Origin of the sequence: Lentzea indica (genome assembly GCF_012184385.1) — a bacterium.
Taxonomy (GTDB): Bacteria; Actinomycetota; Actinomycetes; order Mycobacteriales; family Pseudonocardiaceae; genus Lentzea; species Lentzea indica.
The window spans coordinates 1-20,628 of the sequence record NZ_VSRL01000018.1; the positions used below are offsets into that span (position 1 = coordinate 1).

The 20,628-nt window shown below is 67.6% G+C and carries 18 protein-coding genes; 7 read left to right on the forward strand and 11 right to left on the reverse strand.

Annotated elements, in window-relative coordinates:
- Positions 1 to 865 (reverse strand): transposase (locus FXN61_RS55160; protein ID WP_167971628.1); only part of this gene is annotated, 865 nt, incomplete at its 3' end.
- Between the two features lie 257 nt (positions 866 to 1,122).
- Here FXN61_RS55160 and FXN61_RS07705 point away from each other — a divergent pair.
- On the forward strand, positions 1,123 to 1,665 hold the full coding sequence (locus FXN61_RS07705) for a DUF305 domain-containing protein (RefSeq protein WP_167971630.1): 543 nt from the start codon (positions 1,123 to 1,125) through the stop codon (positions 1,663 to 1,665).
- 60 nt (positions 1,666 to 1,725) lie between these two features.
- A complete protein-coding gene (gene pip / locus FXN61_RS07710; protein WP_167971632.1) occupies positions 1,726 to 2,673 on the forward strand; it encodes a prolyl aminopeptidase in 948 nt (315 codons plus the stop codon).
- On the opposite strand, the gene FXN61_RS07715 is transcribed toward pip, so the two are convergent.
- From FXN61_RS07715 to FXN61_RS07735, 5 genes are all read right to left on the reverse strand, one after another.
- Complete coding sequence (locus FXN61_RS07715) at positions 2,670 to 4,244, reverse strand: tannase/feruloyl esterase family alpha/beta hydrolase (RefSeq protein WP_167971634.1); 1,575 nt, start codon at positions 4,242 to 4,244, stop codon at positions 2,670 to 2,672. The two genes, pip and FXN61_RS07715, sit on opposite strands and share 4 nt — an antisense overlap.
- Positions 4,245 to 4,289: 45 nt before the next feature.
- On the reverse strand, positions 4,290 to 6,263 hold the full coding sequence (locus tag FXN61_RS07720) for an APC family permease (RefSeq protein WP_167971636.1): 1,974 nt from the start codon (positions 6,261 to 6,263) through the stop codon (positions 4,290 to 4,292).
- Positions 6,264 to 6,290: 27 nt separating this feature from the next.
- Entirely contained in the window at positions 6,291 to 8,420 is a 2,130-nt protein-coding gene (locus tag FXN61_RS07725) for a bifunctional diguanylate cyclase/phosphohydrolase (RefSeq protein WP_312877592.1), read from the reverse strand.
- 105 nt (positions 8,421 to 8,525) lie between these two features.
- The gene (locus FXN61_RS07730; protein ID WP_167971638.1) at positions 8,526 to 10,358 is read right to left on the reverse strand and encodes a molybdopterin cofactor-binding domain-containing protein; all 1,833 of its coding nucleotides are present in this window, start codon (positions 10,356 to 10,358) and stop codon (positions 8,526 to 8,528) included.
- Positions 10,355 to 10,816: a (2Fe-2S)-binding protein gene (locus FXN61_RS07735; RefSeq protein ID WP_446684931.1), complete on the reverse strand. Its 462-nt coding sequence runs from the start codon at positions 10,814 to 10,816 to the stop codon at positions 10,355 to 10,357. The genes FXN61_RS07730 and FXN61_RS07735 overlap by 4 nt, the downstream gene beginning before the upstream one ends.
- Positions 10,817 to 10,891: 75 nt before the next feature.
- Here FXN61_RS07735 and FXN61_RS07740 point away from each other — a divergent pair, with 75 nt between their 5' ends.
- Positions 10,892 to 13,564: an AfsR/SARP family transcriptional regulator gene (locus FXN61_RS07740; protein WP_167971640.1), complete on the forward strand. Its 2,673-nt coding sequence runs from the start codon at positions 10,892 to 10,894 to the stop codon at positions 13,562 to 13,564.
- Positions 13,565 to 13,567: 3 nt separating this feature from the next.
- Here FXN61_RS07740 and FXN61_RS07745 read toward each other — a convergent pair whose 3' ends face one another.
- The 4 genes from FXN61_RS07745 to FXN61_RS07760 all read right to left on the reverse strand — a co-directional run bounded on the left by FXN61_RS07745 (position 13,568) and on the right by FXN61_RS07760 (position 16,478).
- Positions 13,568 to 14,422 carry a M23 family metallopeptidase gene (locus FXN61_RS07745; RefSeq protein WP_167971642.1) on the reverse strand — a complete coding sequence of 285 codons (855 nt, stop codon included), beginning with the start codon at positions 14,420 to 14,422 and terminating at the stop codon, positions 13,568 to 13,570.
- Between the two features lie 14 nt (positions 14,423 to 14,436).
- Positions 14,437 to 15,558, reverse strand: a complete 1,122-nt coding sequence (locus FXN61_RS07750; protein ID WP_167971644.1) for a C40 family peptidase — start codon at positions 15,556 to 15,558, stop codon at positions 14,437 to 14,439.
- A 2-nt stretch (positions 15,559 to 15,560) separates the two neighbouring features.
- Positions 15,561 to 15,986 carry a hypothetical protein gene (locus FXN61_RS07755; RefSeq protein WP_167971646.1) on the reverse strand — a complete coding sequence of 142 codons (426 nt, stop codon included), beginning with the start codon at positions 15,984 to 15,986 and terminating at the stop codon, positions 15,561 to 15,563.
- 72 nt (positions 15,987 to 16,058) lie between these two features.
- Positions 16,059 to 16,478 (reverse strand): DUF2690 domain-containing protein, encoded by a 420-nt coding sequence (locus FXN61_RS07760; protein WP_167971649.1) that lies wholly within the window; start codon positions 16,476 to 16,478, stop codon positions 16,059 to 16,061.
- 66 nt (positions 16,479 to 16,544) lie between these two features.
- Here FXN61_RS07760 and FXN61_RS07765 point away from each other — a divergent pair, with 66 nt between their 5' ends.
- Positions 16,545 to 18,344, forward strand: coding sequence for a tetratricopeptide repeat protein (locus tag FXN61_RS07765; RefSeq protein WP_167971651.1), 1,800 nt, complete (start codon positions 16,545 to 16,547; stop codon positions 18,342 to 18,344).
- Here FXN61_RS07765 and FXN61_RS07770 read toward each other — a convergent pair.
- Positions 18,319 to 19,131, reverse strand: a complete 813-nt coding sequence (locus tag FXN61_RS07770) for a hypothetical protein (RefSeq protein WP_167971654.1) — start codon at positions 19,129 to 19,131, stop codon at positions 18,319 to 18,321. The genes FXN61_RS07765 and FXN61_RS07770 overlap by 26 nt on opposite strands.
- Between FXN61_RS07770 and FXN61_RS07775 the strand changes: the two genes are divergently transcribed.
- The 3 genes from FXN61_RS07775 (at position 19,117) to FXN61_RS07785 (ending at position 20,627) form a co-directional block, all read left to right on the forward strand.
- On the forward strand, positions 19,117 to 19,386 hold the full coding sequence (locus FXN61_RS07775; protein WP_167971656.1) for a hypothetical protein: 270 nt from the start codon (positions 19,117 to 19,119) through the stop codon (positions 19,384 to 19,386). The genes FXN61_RS07770 and FXN61_RS07775 overlap by 15 nt on opposite strands.
- Before the next feature lie 17 nt (positions 19,387 to 19,403).
- A complete protein-coding gene (locus FXN61_RS07780) occupies positions 19,404 to 19,766 on the forward strand; it encodes a hypothetical protein (protein ID WP_167971659.1) in 363 nt (120 codons plus the stop codon).
- 198 nt (positions 19,767 to 19,964) lie between these two features.
- Complete coding sequence (locus FXN61_RS07785; RefSeq protein ID WP_167971661.1) at positions 19,965 to 20,627, forward strand: DUF2306 domain-containing protein; 663 nt, start codon at positions 19,965 to 19,967, stop codon at positions 20,625 to 20,627.
- Position 20,628 lies beyond the last annotated feature (1 nt).

Consider the following 20,628-nt stretch of genomic DNA (forward strand, 5'->3'; position numbering starts at 1 on the left):
TGCCGGGAAACCGTGACCCGGTCACGGATACCGCCAGGTCTTCCAGGGCGATACCGCGGCCGGTGCGTTCGGCAACAGCCACAATCTGCTTGGCGATCCGATGGTTCACGTGTGTCGCGTGCCGGGTTTCACGCTTGGCGCGGCGCTTCAACCGGCGCCGCGCCGACTTCGTCCGCTTGGCCTGCAGCTCAGCGCGTTTGCGGGCATGCCAGCGCCGATAGCGCTGCAGGCGGCGCCCCTGGAAGTTGTCCCGGTCGCTGGTGGTCGCCAGGTTCACGACCCCCCGATCGACACCGATCCAGTCCACGGGGTCGAGCTCGGGCTTCTCCTCGATGTCGCAGGTGGCGATCAGGAACCACATGCCGTCCCTGTGCACCAAGTCCGACTCGCCCCGCCGATGCGCGCGCAGGGTCGTGAGCTGATCCAGCGAGCCCGTGAACCGCAGGTTCTTCACCCGGCCCGCGACAGTCCAGATCGACACCGTGCCCGCGTCGTGCTGCCACGACAAGCAGCGGTCATCGAACGGCTGCGCCGCCTCAGACCGGAACCCGATCGGCTTCGACTCGGCCTTCACCCGACGCTTGCCGCCCACAGGACCGAGGTTGCCGTTGCGGATGGTCGCGTGCAGCGTCATGTACGCGTCCGCGACCTTCTTGATCACATGCTGGGCGGCCTGCGCACCCAAACCCCGCGCCTTCAACGTGGCGTAGGTGGGCTTGCGCAGCGCGTATTCACGGAACACACCCGTCTCGAACGCCACCCGCGACACCTCGTTGGCGGCGTCGTTGCACGCGTGCAGAGTCGACCGCAACGCCGCCGCCTGCTCGGCGGTCGGCAGCAGCTTGACCTGCACGACGAGCTTCACACGAGCGACCGTACCGAACGCGTGTTCGAGATGGTTGCCTGGGTTCGGACAACGTCACCTGCCAGCACCGGGCTTTCCTTGCAGCGCCAAGCGCCCGAAACAACAGACCGCAATCCTCCCAGCCGTGAACGACCAGGATTCCTGCAACAGCTTCGCTGAACCACTTGGGGCTGAACCGCTTAGGTTGCGAAAGTTTCACTGAACCGGACAGATCGGCCACCCGTATCCCTCCTCAGGGAACCGAGACGGGAGGCTTCATGCGTGCGCGTCTGCTCATCATCGTGCTAGGCCTGCTAGCGCTGACGGGCTGTTCGACGTTCGGAGGTGGAAGCACCGGCGAACCAGCGGCCAACGAGGCGGATGCGACGTTCTCGTTGCAGATGATCCCCCACCACCGGCAAACGATCGACATCGCCAAGGTCGCCGTGGAGAGGTCCAAGGACCAGTTCGTGATCGACGTGGCTGACAAGATCGCCACCGTCGAGGCGGGTGAGATCGAACAGATGGCCACCTACCTGCGCAGCTGGAACATCCCGGTGCCCGGCGAGGACGCGAACGCCACGCACAAGATGGCGGGCATGATGACCGCCAAGGACGTGGAGAGCCTCAAGGCGGCGAAGGGCAAGCAGTTCGACGACCTGTTCCTCGCCGCGCTCTCGCGCCACCTCCGCAGTGGCGTCGACATGGCCAAGAACGCCCAGGCCAAGGGTGTGCACGTCGGCTCGAAGGCGCTCGCAGGAAAGATCGTCGTGTCGCAGACCGAAGTGATCGACCAGATCACCGCCAAGCAGAAGTCCTGACGCCTCGCGGGGCGGAAAAGCGGTCGGCTCCACCCACCCCGGCTCAATACGCTGCCGCACATGTACCCACAGGTGGAGCCCTACGACCAGGGCATGCTCGACGTCGGCGACGGCCAGCTCATCCACTGGGAGGTGAGCGGCAACCCCAGCGGGAAGCCCGCCGTCGTCTTCCACGGCGGGCCGGGATCCGGGTCGAACCCGCGATGGCGGGAAGACTTCGACCCGGATCATTGGAAACTCGTGCTGTGGGACCAGCGCGGCACCGGGCAGAGCACCCCGCCCGCCAGCGACCCGGCCACCGGCATGGAGCACAACACCACCCAGCACCTGATCAACGACGCCGAGAAGCTGCGCGAGCACCTCGGCATCGAGAAGTGGTTGCTCATCGGCGGGTCCTGGGGTTCGACGCTGATCCTCGCCTACGCCATCCAGCACCCGGAGCGGGTCAGCGAGATCATCATCCCCGCGGTCACGACCGGGCGGCCAGAAGAGCTCGAGTGGATCACCCGCGGGCTCGGCATGTTCTTCCCGGACTACTTCGACGCGTTCCAAAGCGGAGTGCCGGAAGAAGACCGCGACGGCAACCTCGCGTTGGCGTACAACAAGCTTCTCAACTCACCGGACGCCGCCACGCGTGAGAAGGCCGCGTGGGACTGGAACAAGTGGGACCTCGCCACGATCACCGGTGGCGACAACGACTTCGTCGGCACGCGGTACGAGGATCCGGTCACGCGCTACCGACTGGCACGGGTCGTCTCGCACTACTGGGGCAACGACTGCTTCCTCGAGCCGAACCACATCTTCGACAACCTCGACAGGCTCAAGGGCATCCCCGGTGTGCTCATCCACGGCCGCAACGACTTCGGCGGACCGCTGCACACGGCGTGGGAGGTGGCGAAGAGGTGGCCGGACGCCGAACTCGTGATTCTGAACGACGCCGGCCACGTCATCATGGAGGGCAACAGCATGGACCGCGCCATCACCGCCGCGGTCGAGAAGTTCCGTTAGGGCGCAACGGGTCCGGGCCGGTAGTACAGATCCTCACCGGCCCATCGGACTCGGTCCACGGTCGGGAAGCCCGGCGCGGCAACGAAGTTCGATGCGTCGTCGATGCTGCCCGAGCCGTCGTACTTGGCCCGCAACGGATACGGGAACACCGGGCGAGTCCGCATGACGTTGCCGTCGGCGTCACGCCCCTCCGCGATCACCTTCGAAGGCGCCTTCCCGCCTTCGACCCACGACACGAGCTCGCGGAACGGGTCGAAGTTCGTCAACGTGTCGCCGCCCTCGCAGTGCGAGATCGACGGCACGATGAACAGCCGTGCCCAGTCCGGCTGCTTGCCACCGGTGAGCCGCTGCCAGTAGTCGATCGTGCCCTGCGCCGGAATGGCCTGGTCGGCGGCACCGTGCCAGATGATCAGCTTGCCGCCCGAGCGGCGGAAGTCGCTCAGGTCGAGCGACAACGCGTTCGCCTTCACGGTCTCCGGCACCAGCCTGCGGAACTCGCGCACCGTGAACTCGAACTGCTCCAGCGACGAGTGCGGCTGCCCGATCGGGTAGAGGAGGTGCTTCAGACCGTTGTCGGCGAGCTGGCCGGCGATCGAGCCACCGAACTCCGGCCGCGGGTTGATCCACCAGAGCCAGCCCAGCTCCGACCCGTACGGCTCACCTCCCGGATAGAGGCGCACGCCGTGATCTTTCGGTCCTTCGTAGAGCCGCTTCGCCCGTGCGATCTCCTCGTCCGTCAGCTGACCCGCGAGCGTTGCCGGATCGAACCTGCACAGGCGCGGCTCGTCGATCTGCTTGTCCACCAGCCCGTCGAGCCCGTCGCACGCCTTGATGACGGCCTCGTGCAGGATCATCACCTTCGCGTCCGGGATCGCGTTGCGGGCGATCCACGCCTGGAAGGCGATCAGTCCGGTGTAGTAGGACGCGGGCGCGGCCGCGATGATGCCGTCGAAGTCGTGCGGATAGCGCTGCGCCAGCACCAGCGCCTCACGACCGCCGTTGGAGCAACCGGTGAAGTACGACTTCTTCGGTCCCTTGCCGTAGAACTCGCCGATCACGTGCTTCGACACCTTCGACAGCACGTGCGGCGCGCGGAAGAACAGGTCGTCGCGCGCCTTCTGGTCGTTCTTCGCCCAGGTCGTGTCGAACGGGTTCTCAAGCGATATCTGGTGCCCGTCGTCGGTCGCCGCCACCGCCGCGTCCCCGAACGCCGGCCCGCACTTCGGGAAGACCGGATCGGTGATGAAACCACAGAATCCGCCACAGCCGTACTGGACGTAGCGGCCGCGGTAGGTCTGCGTCGGCAGCTTGAGCTGGAACCCGATGTTGGGTTCGATCTTGCCGCGCACGTCGCAGAACTCCGGCACGGCACCTGAGGCAGGCACCACCACTGCCGACGTGACCTGCGTTTTCGCGTCCGGCACGGCGTAGTCGCCCACCAGCTCGGCACACGAGTGCGCCGGCCGGACCACCGAATCGGCTGACTCGCTCGCGGCGACAGCGGGAGCCGTTCCCGCCGCGACTGTCGCAAATGCGACACAGGCAATGAAGATCTTGCGATGCAAAGACATTCGCCCTTCCCCCTGTAGACGGACGTACAGGGGGAAGTCTTTCAGCTAGCCGACGTGCACGCGTGGGCGTCGGGACGGATCCTGCTCCGCCGAGCGGATGATCTCGCGTACGACGGGAGGCGTATCCCCGCGACCGAGAATCAGGTAGCGGAAGAGGTGTCCCAGCGGATTTCCTTCCGACCACTCGAAGTGCGCGTGCGGAGTCACGCCGGTCGAGTCGCGCAACGCCAGCAGGATCGCCGCGATCGCGTTCGGCGCGGCAGGCGCGGAAGCACGCAGGACGCGGTGGCCGTCGACCTCGAATCCCTGCACGCACAGCACGTTGCTGAACGCCGACGGGTCGACGATGTCGATCTCCAGGAACATCACGTCCGCCGTGCCGGGCACCGGGTTGATGCCGCGCTGCTCGGACTCCTTCTCGTCGTACTCCGCCTTGTCACCGGCCTGGCGGCGGTTCGCGATCAACGTGATCCGGTCGTCGTGGACGATCGTGTCGGTCACGAACTGACGCGCCTTCTCATCGAACTGGATCTTGTCGACGCGCAGCTCGGTGGTGCGGGAAACACGCGACACCAATGAGATCACCACGATGCCGAGGATGAAGCCGAAGGAGATCGTGATGCCGTCCGGCTTCTCGATCACGTTCTCCACCAGTGCGTAGAGCAACACCAGCGTCAGCACGGCGAAGCCGATGGTCGCGCCGCGCTGCTTCTTGCGCCACGCGGACACCGTAACGGCGAACGAACCGGACACCATCATCGCCAGGATTCCGGTGGCGTACGCGCCTGCCTGCGCGTTCACGTCGGCGTTGAAGATGATCGTGATGATGATGCAGATGATCGTGTAGACGATCACGACAGGACGGACCGCGCGGCCCCATTCCGGTGCCATGCCGTAGGACGGCAGATAGCGCGGCACGATGTTGATCAGGCCCGCCATCGCGGATGCGCCGGCGAACCACAGGATCAGGATGCTGCTGATGTCGTAGGCGGTGCCGAACGCCTCGCCGAGCAGCTCGTGCGCGAGGTACGCCAGCGCACGGCCGTTCGCCGGACCGCCCGGCGCGAACTTGTCCTGCGGCACCAGCACGGTCGTGATGAACGACGTCGCGATCAGGTACACCGACATGATCAGCGCGGCGGTGGTGAGCAGCTTGCGGGTGTTGCGCACCCGGCTCTCCATCTGCTCCTCCGGCGTCTTGCCGGAAGCGGCGACCAAGGGCATCATGCTGACGCCCGTCTCGAAGCCGGACAGACCGAGCACGAGCAGCGGGAACGCCAGGATCGCCGGCCCGATCACCCCGAAGAACCCGTCGCCGTACGCGCCGAGAGCGGAGATCCAGCGGTCGAGAGCGTCCGGCGTCGCGAAGACCTCCACGAGGCCCACCGCGGCGACGACGGCGTTCAGTGCGAGGAAGACCGCCACGAGCGGGATCGCGACGCCCACGGCCTCGCTGAAGCCCATCAGGAACACGCCGCCGAGGATCAGCAGCAGCACGATCGTGACGATCAGCTCCTGGCCGTGCAGCGCCTCGGGTGCCAGCGGGTTCTCCAGCGCGTGCACCGAGGCGTCGGCCGCGGACAGGGTGATCGTGATGATCCACGACGTCGCCACGAACCCGAGCAGGACCAGCACGAAGACCTTGCCGCGCCAGAACGGCAGCAGGTCCTCCAGCATCGCGACCGAGCCCTGGCCGTGCGGGCTCTCCTTCGCCACCCGTCGATACATCGGCAGCATGCCGAGCAACGTCAGCGCGACGATGAGCAAGGTCGCGAGCGGCGACAACGCGCCGGCCGCCAGAGCGGCGATGCCTGGCAGGTACGACAGCGTGGAGAAGTAGTCGACGCCGGTCAGCGTCATGACCTTCCACCACGAGTGCGGCTTGGCGTGCGACTCGGTGCTCTCCGGACCGCTGGGGGCCACGCGGTCCGTGAGCAACCACTTCCCCAGCGGCCCGCCCGGTGGCGCGGGCCGTTCCGGGCTCGGCACCTCCGCGGGGATGGCGTACTCCGTGCTCATGGCACAGAGCATGCCATCACCCGCTGATCAAGGCCGGAAGTCCGCCGGGAATCCAGCCTCCTGAACGGACAAACCGGACGGACGCAACATTCCGATGCTGCCCTGGGTGTGGAGGTCCAGGAACATGTCGACCACGTCCGGGTCGAACTGCTCGCCTCGCCCCGCCCACAGTTCGCGGCGCGCACGGTTCTCGTCGAGCGCGGTCTGATGTGGACGATTCGACCGCATCGCGGCCCAGGCCACGCAAACGGACAGGATTCGCGCCTCGGCACGGATGTCCGCGCCGCGCAGTCCGTCCGGGTAACCGTCGCCGTCGTAGCGCTCGTGCTGCTGCCTGATCACGTGCGCCACGCCCGCGAACCCCGGCACCATCCGCGCGAGCCGGTAGCCGAAGTCGGGGTGCTGGCGCAGCAGCCGCCATTCCTCCTCGGAGAGCGCACCGGGCTTGGTGAGCACCACCTCGGGAATGATGATCTTGCCGATGTCGTGCAGGCGACCGGCGAGCTGCGCGACCCTGATCGTCGGCGCGTCCAGCCCGAACTCGCCCGCTGCCACACCGGCCCAGCGCGACACCGAACGGCTGTGGTCGTAGCGGTGCAGCCACCCGTCCACCCGGTCGGCGACCTGGCAGAGAAACTCCGCCATCGCGCCGTCGGTGTCCGGGTCGACCGCGGGCAACGGTTCCGGCCCGACCGCGATCCGGTTGCGCCCTGCGGCCTTCGCCGCGTACAGCGCGCGGTCGGCGATCACCACGATGTCGTCGGGGCCGTCGCCGTGCGTCGGGAAGCTCGCCGACCCGACGGACACCGTGACGGACAATGGGATGTCGTCGTTGCCCGAGTTGACCGGAATCGGCCTCTCCGCGACGCGTTCGCGCAGCCTGTTCGCGATCACGGACAACCGGCCGGGACCGGCGTCCGGGACGAGCAGGGCGAACTCCTCGCCGCCGTAACGCGCGAGCACTTCACCTGATCGAGATGCCGCGCGCAACCGTGCCGCGACCTCTATCAGCACGTCGTCGCCCGCCGGGTGGCCGTAGTTGTCGTTGATCGACTTGAAGCGGTCCACGTCGATGATGAACACCGCGACCGAGCCTTCGCTGCGGCGCGCGCGAGCGATCTCCAACGGCAGCTGGGCTTCGAAGAACCTCCGCGTGTGCAGGCCGGTGAGGCTGTCGGTGATCGCGAGCTTGCGCTGGTCCGCCACGAGCCCCGTGAGCCGCGCGATGATCAGCAACGACAGCAGCGCGCTGCCTGCCGCGATCACCATGACGTCCTGCGACGACTCGCCGACGTCGTGGATCAGCATCAGCACCGGCGCCGCGAGTCCTGCCGACGACAGCGCGATGATCCGGCCGCGGCTCAGGCCGACGTCCTTGACGTGCGCGCGGTCGACGAGCCGCGCCATCGTCGGGTGCAGCGCGGCGGCGCCCATGCACAGGTTGGCCGACAACCAGATGGCGTCGAGGAAGTTGCCGGCGTGGTAGCTGCCGTCCAGGCGCTGCAACACGTAGATGGTGTCCGCGGTCAGGATTCCCAGCAGGTTGGCCGTCAGCAGGATGAACGCCCGCGGCCGCGGGCCGGCGCCGAAGATTAAACGCAGTGCCACCACGAAGAGCGCGAGATCCATCATCGGGTAGCCGAGCGACGCGATCTTCACCAGCACGGGCGACGTGAGCCGCGCCTGCGGGCCGATCACGTAGAGCCACGACGCCATGCCCGCCACCATCGCGAGCACCGCGGCGTCCAGCAGGCTCGGCAGGTCGAGCCCCGGTGTGCGGCGGCGGATCAACAGGATCACGCCCGCCACCATCAACGGGTAATGCCCCAGGTAGAAGATGTCCGCGTACGACGGGTAAACCGTGTACTTGAAGATGTAGTGCGATGCGTAGAACGTCAGGTCCGCGATCGCGTAAACGACCTGGCTGAGTGCGAGGAACACCCACGGCCGCCTCCATTGGGGACGGTTGCGCTTGACACCCGCGAATGTGGCGACCGCGGCCGAGGCGCTGATCGTGCAGTAGAGCACCACTCGTACCGTTTGCCCCGCTGTCCCCGCAGGGCTGACCGGAATCAGGTAGTAGACACCCAGCAGCAGGTGACCCGCCACCAGGTACATCCACCACGCTCCGGTCCGGCCGGCACGGAAGATGGTCACACGAGACCCCTCGTTCTACGACTTGGTCAAGTCAGTGATGATGCCCGACTTGGGATGATCGCGGCACCGCCGTTACTCCAATGAGGTGACCCACTAATACGGACGCTACCGCAAATCACTGTTCTGTTTTCCGTGTGAAAGAAATCCGAGTGCCGCTGCGGCAGCCGGGTACGCCAGCTCGCCCAATCCGCCCACGGGCGCCTCCGACGCCACTACGACGACGTTGATCTCGGGTGTGTCGCCGATCCTCGCCCACGGGTGGTCCGCGAACGATTTTTGCACGACTTTTCCCTGCTTGACGGTGATTCGCGCACCTTGTGCCGTCGAGACCGCGTCCATGATCGCGCCTTCGACCTGTTGGCGGACACCCGAGGGGTGCAGCGCCGGTCCGACGTCCACCGCCGCGGTGATTTTCGTACGACCGTCCCGTCTCGTTCCGGCGATCACCGCGACGACCGAGCCGAAGTCACGATGGCAGGCAACGGCTCGCGGTTCTCCGTCGTGCGCTTCCGCTGCCGCTTCGAGAACATTTCTGACTCGTGGGTCGGTCAACAGCTTCAACCGGCGTTCGAGCTGGTCGTGCCGCATGTCGAGCTCACTCAGGAACATCTCTTCCGCATAAACGGACTGACCTGCGTAGACACTGCGCCAGAAGCCGGTTCTGATCGGCGGTGCACAGATGGCGAAGTGGACCTCGCCCTCCACGTCGTACAGATACTTGTTCGCCATCATCTGCATGATCTGCGGGTTGCTCGTGACTTCGAGCGCCGACGCGAGTGGCCAAGTGGAAACGGCGTGATCCCGCCAAGTGGGTAGACCTTCGTCGTTGACCGTTGCTCGTATGCGATGGACGGACAAAGGACGATACGAGTCGTGCCGCATGTCATCGTCTCTCGTCCACAGCACTTTCACCGTCTTGCCGGTGTGCCGTGCGAGTTGGACTGCTTCGAGCACGAAGCCGACTTCGAACTTCCGCCCGAACGCGCCACCCGCCCGCGTCGGGATCACCCTGACCGTCTCGAAGTCCTCCTCGAGAAGTGTGCGCACCCGGTCAGGTGCCTGGGTCGGAGCCCAGAGCGTGACCTCTGAACCGGTTACCGTCGCCGTCGCCGTCGGTGGCTCCATCGGCGCGTGGGCCAGCATTGGTGTGACGTAGATCTTCTCCACGTATTCGCCCGGTGGAGTCTTTCCCTCCGGCAGGGCGGCTTCCAGGTCGGCCAGCCACTCGTCGCTGTCGGCGTCCGGATCGCCACCGGCCCAGGTCGTGCGCAGGTTCTCCCTGGCCTTGATCGCGGTGCAGGCGTCACGGGCGAGAACGGCGATCCCGTTGCCGAGCTGGACGATCTCGGCGTCGCGAACTCCGGTGGCGCCGAAACCCGTTGGGGTGGCGCCGATCCACGGTGGCCTGGCGATGACCGCGACCAGGTCCGCCGGCTGGTCGATGGCGTACGCGAGCTTGCCCGTGACGATGGCTTCCTGGTCGACGCGCTTGATCGCGGCGTTGCCGAGGACTCGCCATTCGTGTTGCGGCGTCAGGACAACGTCGGTGGGCGTGAGGGGCGCGGCTTCCCCGGCCAGCTCCTGATAGCTGAACCGGCTCTCTCCGTGCTCGACGAAACCGTTGTCCGCACGGCACTCGTCCTCTGAGACCCGCCAGCGTTGCGCGGCCGCCTTGACCAGCAGATGCCAGACGGTGGCCGCGGCCGTGCGAATCGGCTCGTGCAGGCGCTGCATCGTGTTGGAGTTGGCGGAGATCTGCGGGCCGTAGGTCTCCTGGTCGCCTTCCGCCTGCTCGATCGCAAGGCTCTCGACGGGGACCTTGAGCTCTTCCGCGACCATCATGGCGACGGCGGTGCGCACGCCCTGACCGGTGTCCGGAACCGGCACGGTGACCGTGATCAGGCCGGATCCGGCATCGATGCGAACGAAGGGGTTCACGACCCGGCCCGCGTCCGCGCGACGGCGTTCCTGATCGCCTTGCGGATCCTGGGATACGTGCCGCACCGGCAGATGTTGTTCCGCAACGCCTCGTCGATGTCGTCGTCGGTCGGATCGGGGTGCTTGGCCAGCAACGCGATGGTCGCCATGATCTGACCTGGCTGGCAGTAACCGCACTGCGTGACGTCCTCGTCCAGCCACGCCTGCTGCACCGGGTGGTCCTCGACACCCTCGATGGTCAGGACGTCCTGCTCGCTCATGCTCGCCACGGAGTGCTCGCACGGGCGGAACGCCTGTCCGTCCACTATGGACGTGCACACACCGCAAGCGCCGACACCGCAACCGTACTTGGTGCCGGTGAGCCCCAGGTGATCTCGAAGTATCCACAGCAAGGGAGTGCCGGGGTCGGCTTCGACGTCCCGGACCTCCCCGTTGACCCGCAGCCGATGCATCGTCACCTCACCGAGAGTAGCGGCCGCAACGCTGTTATGGATGCGGTGAGAGCCTGCGATCAACGGACTATCGTGAAGGCCGTGGACGGCGTTCGGTTCGGGGTGCTTGGGCCGCTGCTCGTCACGCACGAGCGGCGGGACGTCCGCATTCCCGCAGGCCAGCCGCGCCAGGTCCTGGTGTTGCTGCTCCTGCACACCGGCCAGACCGTCAGCGTCGACCACCTGATGTCGATCTTGTGGGACGGCGATCCGCCCGCCAGCGCGCGCAAGGCGGTGCAGGTGCACGTGTCACAGCTCAGGAGGGCGCTCAAGGACCTCCCCGGCGTGCGCCTCGAGTGGTCGCGGCAGGGATATCGGCTCGACGTTCCCGACCGCTCGCTCGACCTGCAGCTCTTCCGTGACGCGGAGGATCCGGACGAGGCGCTGGCGTACTGGCGCGGGCCCGCGCTGGCCGAGCTGACCACGAACACCCAGCTCGCGAACCAGCTGGAGGAGGAACGGCTCGCGGCGATCGAGCGACGGGTCGACAAAGCGATCAAGGACGGCAGGCACCACGAGGTCATCGGCGAGCTGACGGGGTACGTCACCGCGCATCCGACCAGGGAACGGCTGCGGGGCGCGCTCATGGTCGCGCTGCACCGCAGCGGACGGCAGGCGGACGCGCTCAGGACGTACGACGAGGGGCGCCGGCATCTCGCGGACGAGCTCGGGCTCGATCCCGGCCAGGAGCTCAAGGACCTGCACGCCGCGATCCTGCAGGGTGACATCCCCACCGTGCCGCGGGAGCTGCCAGCCAAGCCGGACCCGTTCGTCGGGCGCCGCGCGGAGATCGCGCTGATCACGGACTCCACCGACCGCGTGATCGCCGTGCACGGGCCGGGTGGGCAGGGCAAGAGCGCTCTCGCCACCGCGGCCGCGCACGCGATGGCCGCGCGTTTCCCGGACGGACAGCTGTACGTGGACCTGCACGGCGCCACGCCAGGACGTTCGCCGCTCTCCCCCGCCGAGGTGATCAGGCGGTTCCTGCGCGCGCTCGGCACACCACCGCTGGCCGTGCCCACGGACACGTCGGAAGCCGCCGCGCTCTACCGGTCGACGCTCGCCAGGCGCAAGGTGCTGGTCCTGCTCGACAACGCGGTGGACGCCGCGCAGGTCGGCCCGCTGCTGCCGGGCGAGGCGGGTTCGGCCGTGCTGATCACCAGCCGCCGGATGCTGGCGACGCTCAGCGCACGGCACGTCCGGCTCGACCCGTTGCCAGAAGACGACGCTGTGAAGTTGCTGGGTGACGACAGCGCGGCGGCGAAGCAGGTCGCGAAGGCCTGCGACCACCTGCCGCTCGCGCTCACGATCGCGGCCGCGCGGCTGCGATCGCGGCCCGACTGGACGACGGCGACGCTCGCGAAGAGGCTCGCGGACCAGCGGCATCGGCTGGACGAGCTGAACTTCGACGACCTCGGGGTCAGGACGAGCTTCCAGCTGAGCTTCGAGGGGCTGAACGACTCCTCGACCAGGGCGTTCACGTTGTTGTGCTGCCTCAACGTGCCGACGGTGAGCGAGCAGACCGCGCAGGCGCTGCTCGGGCAGGACGACGTGGACCGGGCGCTGGACCCGTTGGTGGACGCCAAACTCGTGGAGCCGTGCGGACCTGAGCGGTACCGGGTGCACGACCTGCTCCGGCTGTTCGGCGCCGAGCACGTGAACGACGAGAAGCACGACGCACTCACCCGCGCGCTCACGCACTACCGCGAGACGCTCACCGCGGCGCTCAAGAAGCTGCGTCCGCACGCCTACGGCGCACTCACGAACTCGGTCACCCAGCAGGACATCGACGAGCCGTTGCAGTGGCTGACGGACGAAGCCGAGAACCTGCTGGCGGCGGCCCGTTCCACGATGTCGGAGCCGGAGCTGGCGGAGCATGCTCTCGCGATCGCGCACATGCTGTACCCGCATCTGTTCAAACAAGACCGCGTCGCCGATCTGATCGAGCTCGGCCAGATCGCGGACCAGGCGGCGCGCACGATCACCACCTCCGCCGCGGTGCAGACGGCGCTTCTGGTGCAGTCAGCGGCAAACCGCAGGATCGGCTCGTTCGGCACCGCCCGCGCACAGCTCGAAGAGGTGCTGGAGGCGCGTGCCGACGACCCGTTCGGACAGGGCCGCGCGCTTGCCGGCATCGGCACGATCCAACGCGAACAGGGTGAGCTGGACCAGGCCTCGTCGACTCTCGCGCAGGCGATCAAGCTCACCGCCGAGCACGGACCCGTTGGTGCGCAACGGGTTCCGTTGTCAGCGCTGGCGCAGGTGCATCAGGTCGCCGGCCGTTACGAGCAGGCGCTCGAAGCCGCCACCGAAAGCCTCGAGCACGCCCGTAAGCATCGGGATGCAGCTGGAACGGCGTATGCTCTGGCCTCGCAGGGCCAGGCGTTGTTCAAACTCGGCCGCTTGGACGAGGCCGAGGTCGCGCTGAGCGAGTGCATCGAGCTGTGCCGGGTGACGGGCGAGCACAACGACGAATGGCAGGCGCTGCTGTGCCGCGCGGAAGTGTTGCTGGCAGCCGGGGAGACCGAACAGGCCACAAAGGACGCCGAGCGTTGCCTGGAGATCACCAGCGCCCGCGGCGACAGGTACGGCGAGGGCGTCGCGCACCTCGTGCTCGCCAAGGCAGGGCTGGAAAAGCACGCGGACCGGGCGGCCGAACTGCTCGGCACACCCGGTCTGCGCAGGGACAACCTGTTGGACAGTGTTGTCGGCTAGAGATCAGCCACAGTGCTCGAAGCCACTGGTGTAGCTGGAGGAACCGACCATGCCGCCCCACTTGACGCACTTGCCGGGCGCCTTCTTCTTGATCGGGCCCGCGTAGTAGCCGTACTCGTCGCGGTCAGTCGTGCGGGGCGACCCCTGCACCTCGAGGAACGCGCCGACGTCGGACTCGGTGCCGATCTTCGTGGTCTTGATCGCGACGACGCAGTTGTAACCGTTGGAGGCGTTGTACAGCAGGGAAACGCGGGCACCGGTGACGTTCGCGCCGTCGATGACCTTGTAGCCGTCGCCGCACGCCTCTTCCGGCGTGTACGGGTTGGTGGTGCCACCGCCACCGCACTTGTTCTTCGACTTGTAGTTCTTGGTGCCGTAGTACAGGATCGTGCTGCCGCTCCACTTGATGCGCTGCGGCGAGCCGTTCAACAGCTGCTCGTAGTGCAAGTGGGCACCGGTCGACCCACCGGTGTTGCCGACGTTGCCGATGGTCTGACCCTGCGAGACGTTCTGGCCGACCGACACCCGCTGCGCGGACAGGTGGGCGTAGCGCGTGGTCCAGCCGCTGCCGTGGTCGATCTCGATCCAGCGGCCGTAGCTCTGGCCACCCTCGTTGCGGACCTTCGTGACCTTGCCGGACGCGGACGCGACGACCGCGTCACCCTCGTCCGCACTGCGGTTCAGGTCGACCGCCTGCGCCGGGCTGTGGTTGGTCCTGGTGTTGCCCGACCAGGTCTGTCCACATGGGAACGGCATTTCGAAGTTGGTGGCGGCGGTGGCCTGCGGGCCACCGATCACCAGCATTCCCAGCCCGATCGCGAGCCCCGCGGCTCCCGAGATCATTCTCTTGATGTCCATGAACTTCCCCTCACTCACCCGAAGATCCGGCGGACCTTGGAGTACGGCGTTCCGTGGCTGTTCAGATCGCTGATGCGGACGCTCTTGCCGTCACGTGGCGGCGAGGCCTCCAGGATCTTGTTGTCGCCCAGGTAGAGCGCGACGTGCGTGGTGACGTCGGAGTCGTTGTCGGAACGGCCCCAGAACACGAGGTCACCCGGCTTGCGGTCGGCGATCGCCACCGCGCGGCCCTTGATGTTCTGCGCACCGGTCCAGGCGCCGATGTCCATGCCAGCGCCCTTCCAGAACGCGTACAGCGTCAGGCCGGAGCAGTCGTAGCCGAGGCGGCTGTAGTCGTCACCCTGCGAAGGGTCGTTGTCCGGGTAGTGGTGGACGCCGTAGGAGGCACCGCCCTTGCCACCCGCTCCCCAGGAGTACAGATATCCCTTGCCGACCTGGGACTTCGCGGTGTCGATCACCCGCTGGATCTTCTCCGCGTTCGTGCCGGTGGTCGGACCGGCCGGGCCGTTGCTGCGGCCGTGGACGGCGTTGCCGGGAGGCGTTTCGCCTGGCTCGATGCCGTCGGTGTCGCAGCGCGGCAGGCCCTGGACGTACCCGTCGGTGCCGGTCTTGACGTAGTTGTCGGGCACCCACAGGTTGTCGGTGGTGAAGTCCCAGATCGTGCCGCTCTCGGCCTGCGCCTGGCACTTCACCGGAACCTGCTGGCCCGCCTTGTACCTGTCGGCGACCGAACCGGGTGCGGTGGCGCCGTCACCCTTGTTCTTGCGGCCGTTGAGGTCGACCTTGGCGGGGAAGGACTTCGAGGTGGCGCACTTCGGCAGCACCATCGTGTCTGAGGTGTTGCTCGTGTAGCCGTCCGGAATCCACAGGCCCTCGGTGGTGAGGTCCCAGATCTTCTTGCCGCCGTACTCGGGACCGGTGTCCTGGCAGACGACGTTGACCTTCTGGCCCTTGAGGTACATGTCGGCGACGCGCTTCTTGCCGACCGGCACGGTCGGGTCCTTGACGGTGCGGCCGTCGAGGGCGGTCGTCGCGGTGAACGTGCGGACCTCGGCCTGAGCCGTGCCGGTGCTCAGAAGAGGCACCAGCACGGCCAGGGCAGCGACCGCCGTGAGAACGGTCTTGCGGAGGTTCATCTTCAGCACCGCTGGTCAGTCGCGGCCGAGCCTTCGCCGTTGGACCACTCGAGCTGGCCGTACGCCTTGGTGCACTCCGAAAGCGTGTTGGCGCCGGAGGACCAGACTTCCTTCTGGTGGTTGCCGCCGCACTTGTAGTCACGCAGGCCGGAACCGTCGGAGATGCCGGAGCAGGCCCACCAGGTGCCGCTGTGCGAGTTGCGGAAGCCCTCCCACACGTAGGTGTAGGCCCAGTTCTTGTTGCAGCCCTTGAACTGCTTCACCGACGCGATGGTCGTGCCGCCCGACTTGATGTAGGCCGTGCTGCCGATCTGCGTCACCCGGCTGCAGTTCGGGTTGGTCTCGGCGTTGGCGGGCGACGCGATCCCGAGCATCGCGCCCACGACGAGCGCCGCGGTGCCGACGGAGGCGGCGATCCTGATGAACATGCTTCTCCCTCAAAGGTTTTCTTGCAGGCGCGGAAAGTCAGTCGGTGATGTAGCCGGTCACGGCGGACCCCCTCAGCAGGCGCTCGACGCGAGGCGGGCGGTGCGGTGGACTCCGTCGGCGTCGACGTAGAGCACCTCGCCGCGGGCGCAGCCGGGCGCGTAGACCATGTTTCCCCAGTGGTTGCCGGGTGTTCCCGGCGCGACGAAGCCGACGTGGTCGCTGCTCGACCACACCGTGATGCGCAGAGCCGAATCACCGCCGGAGTAGTTCGAGATCCGCACCCAGTTCGTCCTGCACGCCGGCGACCAGCGCAGCTCCGCCTTGCCGCCCGTGTACATGGACGCGGTGTCCGCGACCGTGGAACCGCTGCTGCACCCGGTGGCGACCGGGTCCTTGTCGTTGCAGCTGCGCCCGCTGCAGGACGCCGCCTGCGCGTCCGGCGCCATCAGGAGCGTCAGCGCCGCCGCGGCGATCAGGCTTGTCGACTTCATGCCGCTGACACTGCTGAGGTGCGCTCACAGCGACCTGACAGCTACACCCCGTCAGGTGTCAGTGAGGTGTCAGAACCGCAGTACAGCGCTACGTTCGTGCTCGTGCGCGAGTACCCGGTGGACATGGTCAACAGGTTCAGGCTGCCCAGCCTGGTGAGACGGCCGCCACTGCGGCTGGGCCCCGACCCGGTGGTACACGGCCGGGTGAAGGAGCTGGCCGTGTTGCGCGAGGTCATGGAACAGACCGGCATGGCGCTGGTCAGCGGTCCGCCGGGGATCGGCAAGACCACGCTGGCGACGCGACTCGCGCACGAGGTCGCGGACCGGTTCCTGGACGGCGTGCTCAGCGCGGACCTCGCCAAGACCGGCATGGACAACGCGCTCGCCCGGTTCGTCCGTGCGCTCAGCAGACCGAGCCTGGACAACGAGGCCGAGCCGCCGTCACACCTGGACGAGGTGCTCGACGACCGGCGTGTCCTGTTCGTGCTCTACAACGTGCGCGAGGACGACGACCTGACGGTGTTCCAGCGCGAGGGCACGGCAGTGATCGCGACCAGCCACGAACGGCTGGGCGGGGTGTTCCTCGGGCCGATGAGCGTCGAGGACTCGCTGACTCTGCTGCGGGCGCACCTCGGCTCGCGGATCGACGAGGAACCCGCTCAGGCGCGTGCGTTCGTCGAAGCGTGCGGCCGGCATCCGCTGGCGTTGATCGTCGCCGCCAGGTTCGCGCGCATGCGAACGACGGCCACGCTGGCGACGCTGGTCGGCGAGATCCCCGCCGAGCGCGGCAAGGTGCACCGCGCGTTCGACTGGGTGTACCAGCAGCTCACCCCTGCCGACGCGCGCGTGTTCCGGTTGCTCGGAGACGGGTTCGAACACGATTTCTCGATCGACGCGCTCAACGCGCTGGCGGGTGGTGACGTCCGACCGTCACGCAACCGGCTGCTCTCGTTGCACCTGCTGGAAAACGCGCCCGACGACCGGATAGCGATGCACGGCCTGCTGCGGGAGTACGCGCGGACGTTGGAGCCGCGCGAACCCGAAGCGCTTGGCCGGTTGCTCGACCATTACGAGGCGGTCGCGGACACCGAGACGTCGAACGCGATCGCCGCGGTCTTCGTCGCCGACGACCGGCGGCGGCTCGCACTGGCTTCGCGGCTCGTCGACGAGATGTCGGTGGAGGTGCAGACAGCAGCGGTGGAGGCGGCGCGTTCGCTGGGTGACAGGCCCGCGGAAGCGTTGGCCTTGGCGCATCTGGGGCACGCGTACTTCGAGCGCGGACTCTTCGACGAGGCAGAGGGATGCCACGTGGACGCGTTGGAGATCCGCCGCGAGCCGCGGGCGTTGACGGGGCTGGGCAATCTCTACCTGGCGAGTGGAAGCGTGCGGGAGGCGACGGCCCTCTTCGAGGAGGTGCTGGCCGCACGGGTGTCGGACGGCGACGAAGCACGGGCCTGCCTGAGCCTGGGCAGGGCCACCGGTGAAATGCGCTGGTACGAGCGGGCTCGTGACATCTGCGCGCGGATCGGTGACGCGAAACGACTCGGGCGGGCGTGGAACGGCATGGGCAACCTCCACCAGCAGGCCGGCCGGTACGCCGAGGCGATCAGCTGCTACACCTCGGCACTGGAGTCCTTTGTAGACGGCCTGTGGCTGTTGAACACGGGCCAGGCCCACGAGGCTTCCGGGTCGTCGCCGTTCAGCTGGTACGACCGGGCAGCCGAGCACGCGGTCCGCGTGCAGGACAAGGAGCTTCTTGCCGACGCCGCACGGCTGCTGCACTCGTCGGGGTTCGTTTCGGAGGCGGAGCGGCGGATGCGTCAGGCCGAGAAGCTGTACCTCACTGCAGAGGACGAGTCACCGTGACGACGCGGACGCCTCCCTCGCTGTCGAGCGCCAGAGCATCGTGGTTCAGCGTGATCGAACCATTGTTCTGCAGGGTGAACTTCGCGTCGCTGACCTTGCCGCCGACGACCTGGAGGTAGTGCGACGAGGTCGGCAACAGCCGTACGGTCTGCTGCTTGGTGAACGAGAACGGCAGACCCCAGACGTGCAGGACCTGCAGGCCTGTGCCGTTGGCGGCGCGCGCGTCCACGTGCAGCAGGTAGCCGAGGAACTCCACTGTGGACGTTCCGTTGCCGCGCACGAACCCGAGGCCGGGGTCGAAGAGCACCCGCCCATCCCGCGTCACCTCGAACTGGAAGCTCACCACGTGGCCGCCGCCCTGCTGGACCGCGTAACTCCTGGCAGGCAGAATCCGCACGCGCCGGCAGACGATCCAGTCGTTGTGGTTCGTCGCGTAGGCCATCAGCACGCCCGCCCCGGTGTTGAGGGCGCGCGCGTCGATCGTGATGATCACTCCCTCGACCCGCAGCGTGCGGGTTCCCTTGCCGGACAGGAACTCTTCGAGCTCGGCAGGGTAGTCGACAGTGCCCGCCGGGGTGATCGTGAAGTAGAACGCGATCGGCGCGGCGACCTGGAACGGATAGCTGCCCGGCCCGAGCTGCAGCGACTGCACCGTCCGGCTGTCCAACCAGCTCGTCCTGTTGGTGATGATGAAGTCGCGGAACATCAACGGCCGCGCGTCGATGTTGATGCTGCCTGGCGCGGATCCGGTGGTGAAGCGGACATCCGGCCGGTGTCGTCCTCGCACGGCGTGGTGCGGGGCGCGGGTGGCCTGATGTCGTACCTGGCCGCCCGTGCGCCCTGTTCTCCTTGGGGCGCATCGGGGTTGGCCTGGCCAGGGTTCGGGGTGTTCGAGCCCGGCGTGTTCGAGCCTGTCGGTGGAGCTTGGCCGGACGTCGGGGAGTCGCCGTTCGTGGGCACGGTAGCGCCGGTCGCCGGGGCGGGCTGGCCGACGGGCCACGTCGTCGGCCGCCGGGGCTCGCGGGCACGGATCCCGAGCTGACGAGCAGAAGGACGCCGGTGAGCAGCAGACCCGTCACGCCGGCGACCGCCTTGACGACCTGCGGGTCGGCGAGCGCGGGGTTGATCCGGTTCACCGTCTCGGCGACCTTGCGCAACGCCACCTGGACCGGCCCGCTGCCCGGCGCGTTCAGCCAGGCGAGCCAGCGCCGGTCGTCGTCCTCGGGGAGCGCCACCAGTCCCGGCGCCATGTACTCGACGCGTTCCCGCAGTTTCCTCGGGTTTCGGGGCTTGCAGATGACGCAGGCGGGCACGTGCCCGTGCAGCGCGGACCAGTCCTGCGCGTCGATGGCAGTGAGCTGCGCGCAGGCGCCCTTCGCCTGGGCGGCGAGCACAGCGACCCGCTGGGCGAGGAGCTCGTAGGTCTCCTCCGTGGCCTCACGATCTGCGATGGCCTGTCGTTGTTCCGGCATCGTGTCGAGGGCGATGGCCAGCGACTTGCGTATCACCACACCATTTTGGAGCCGTTCGGCCGCACTCGGATACGGCCAATCAGTGGACAAATCGTGGACGTCAGCGAGAGGTACGCGATCGGTAAGCGGTAGCGGTCATCGTCACGCCATGACGTGGTTGCGCAAGCCTTGGGTAGGCCCGTTGGCGTTCGTGGTGGTGGCGTTCGTGGCGTTCTCGCTGCCGCCCTACCTGACCGGTGACCGCTTGCAGGCGCGCGTGCAGTCGGACTGGGGACCGCACTACCCCCTGCTCGTGATGCACGTCGTCTGCGCGTCGGTCGCAATCCTCACGTGCGTGGTGCAGATCTGGCCGTGGTTCCGCAGCCGGTTCCCCGCGTGGCACCGCCGCATCGGCCGTGTCTACGTGTTCGCCGGCGTGCTGCCCGCCGGACTGTCCGGCTTGGTGATCGGCTGGATGACCCCGTTCGGCCCGGTCGCTCAGGTGAGCAGCGTGCTGCTGGCCCCGCTGTGGCTGACGTTCACGTGGCTGGCGTGGCGCGCGGCCAGGCGACGTCAGTTCCGCGACCACCGCAAGTGGATGATCCGCAGTTTCGCGCTCACCGTCTCGATCATCACGAACCGCATCTGGGGTGTGGTCATGTTCCTGCTGCTGGCCGACCGCGTACCCGAGGCGGAGCTGCCGAACACGGTCGCCGGGATCACGACGTGGGTCGGGTGGACGATTCCGCTGCTGATCTCGCAATGGTGGCTGGAACGCAAGCCCGCACGGCGCCAGGCCGCGGTCGAACAGCGTGAGAGCGTTCCCGTGTGAC

Coding starts and splice junctions, on each gene's coding strand:
- FXN61_RS07720 (WP_167971636.1), bottom strand. CDS start 6,263: ATGAGCACGGAGTACGCCATCCCCGCGGAGGTGCCGAGCCCGGAACGG.
- pip (WP_167971632.1), top strand. CDS start 1,726: ATGTACCCACAGGTGGAGCCCTACGACCAGGGCATGCTCGACGTCGGC.
- FXN61_RS07760 (WP_167971649.1), bottom strand. CDS start 16,478: ATGAAGTCGACAAGCCTGATCGCCGCGGCGGCGCTGACGCTCCTGATG.
- FXN61_RS07705 (WP_167971630.1), top strand. CDS start 1,123: ATGCGTGCGCGTCTGCTCATCATCGTGCTAGGCCTGCTAGCGCTGACG.
- FXN61_RS07785 (WP_167971661.1), top strand. CDS start 19,965: ATGACGTGGTTGCGCAAGCCTTGGGTAGGCCCGTTGGCGTTCGTGGTG.
- FXN61_RS07715 (WP_167971634.1), bottom strand. CDS start 4,244: ATGTCTTTGCATCGCAAGATCTTCATTGCCTGTGTCGCATTTGCGACA.
- FXN61_RS07755 (WP_167971646.1), bottom strand. CDS start 15,986: ATGTTCATCAGGATCGCCGCCTCCGTCGGCACCGCGGCGCTCGTCGTG.
- FXN61_RS07750 (WP_167971644.1), bottom strand. CDS start 15,558: ATGAACCTCCGCAAGACCGTTCTCACGGCGGTCGCTGCCCTGGCCGTG.
- FXN61_RS07745 (WP_167971642.1), bottom strand. CDS start 14,422: ATGGACATCAAGAGAATGATCTCGGGAGCCGCGGGGCTCGCGATCGGG.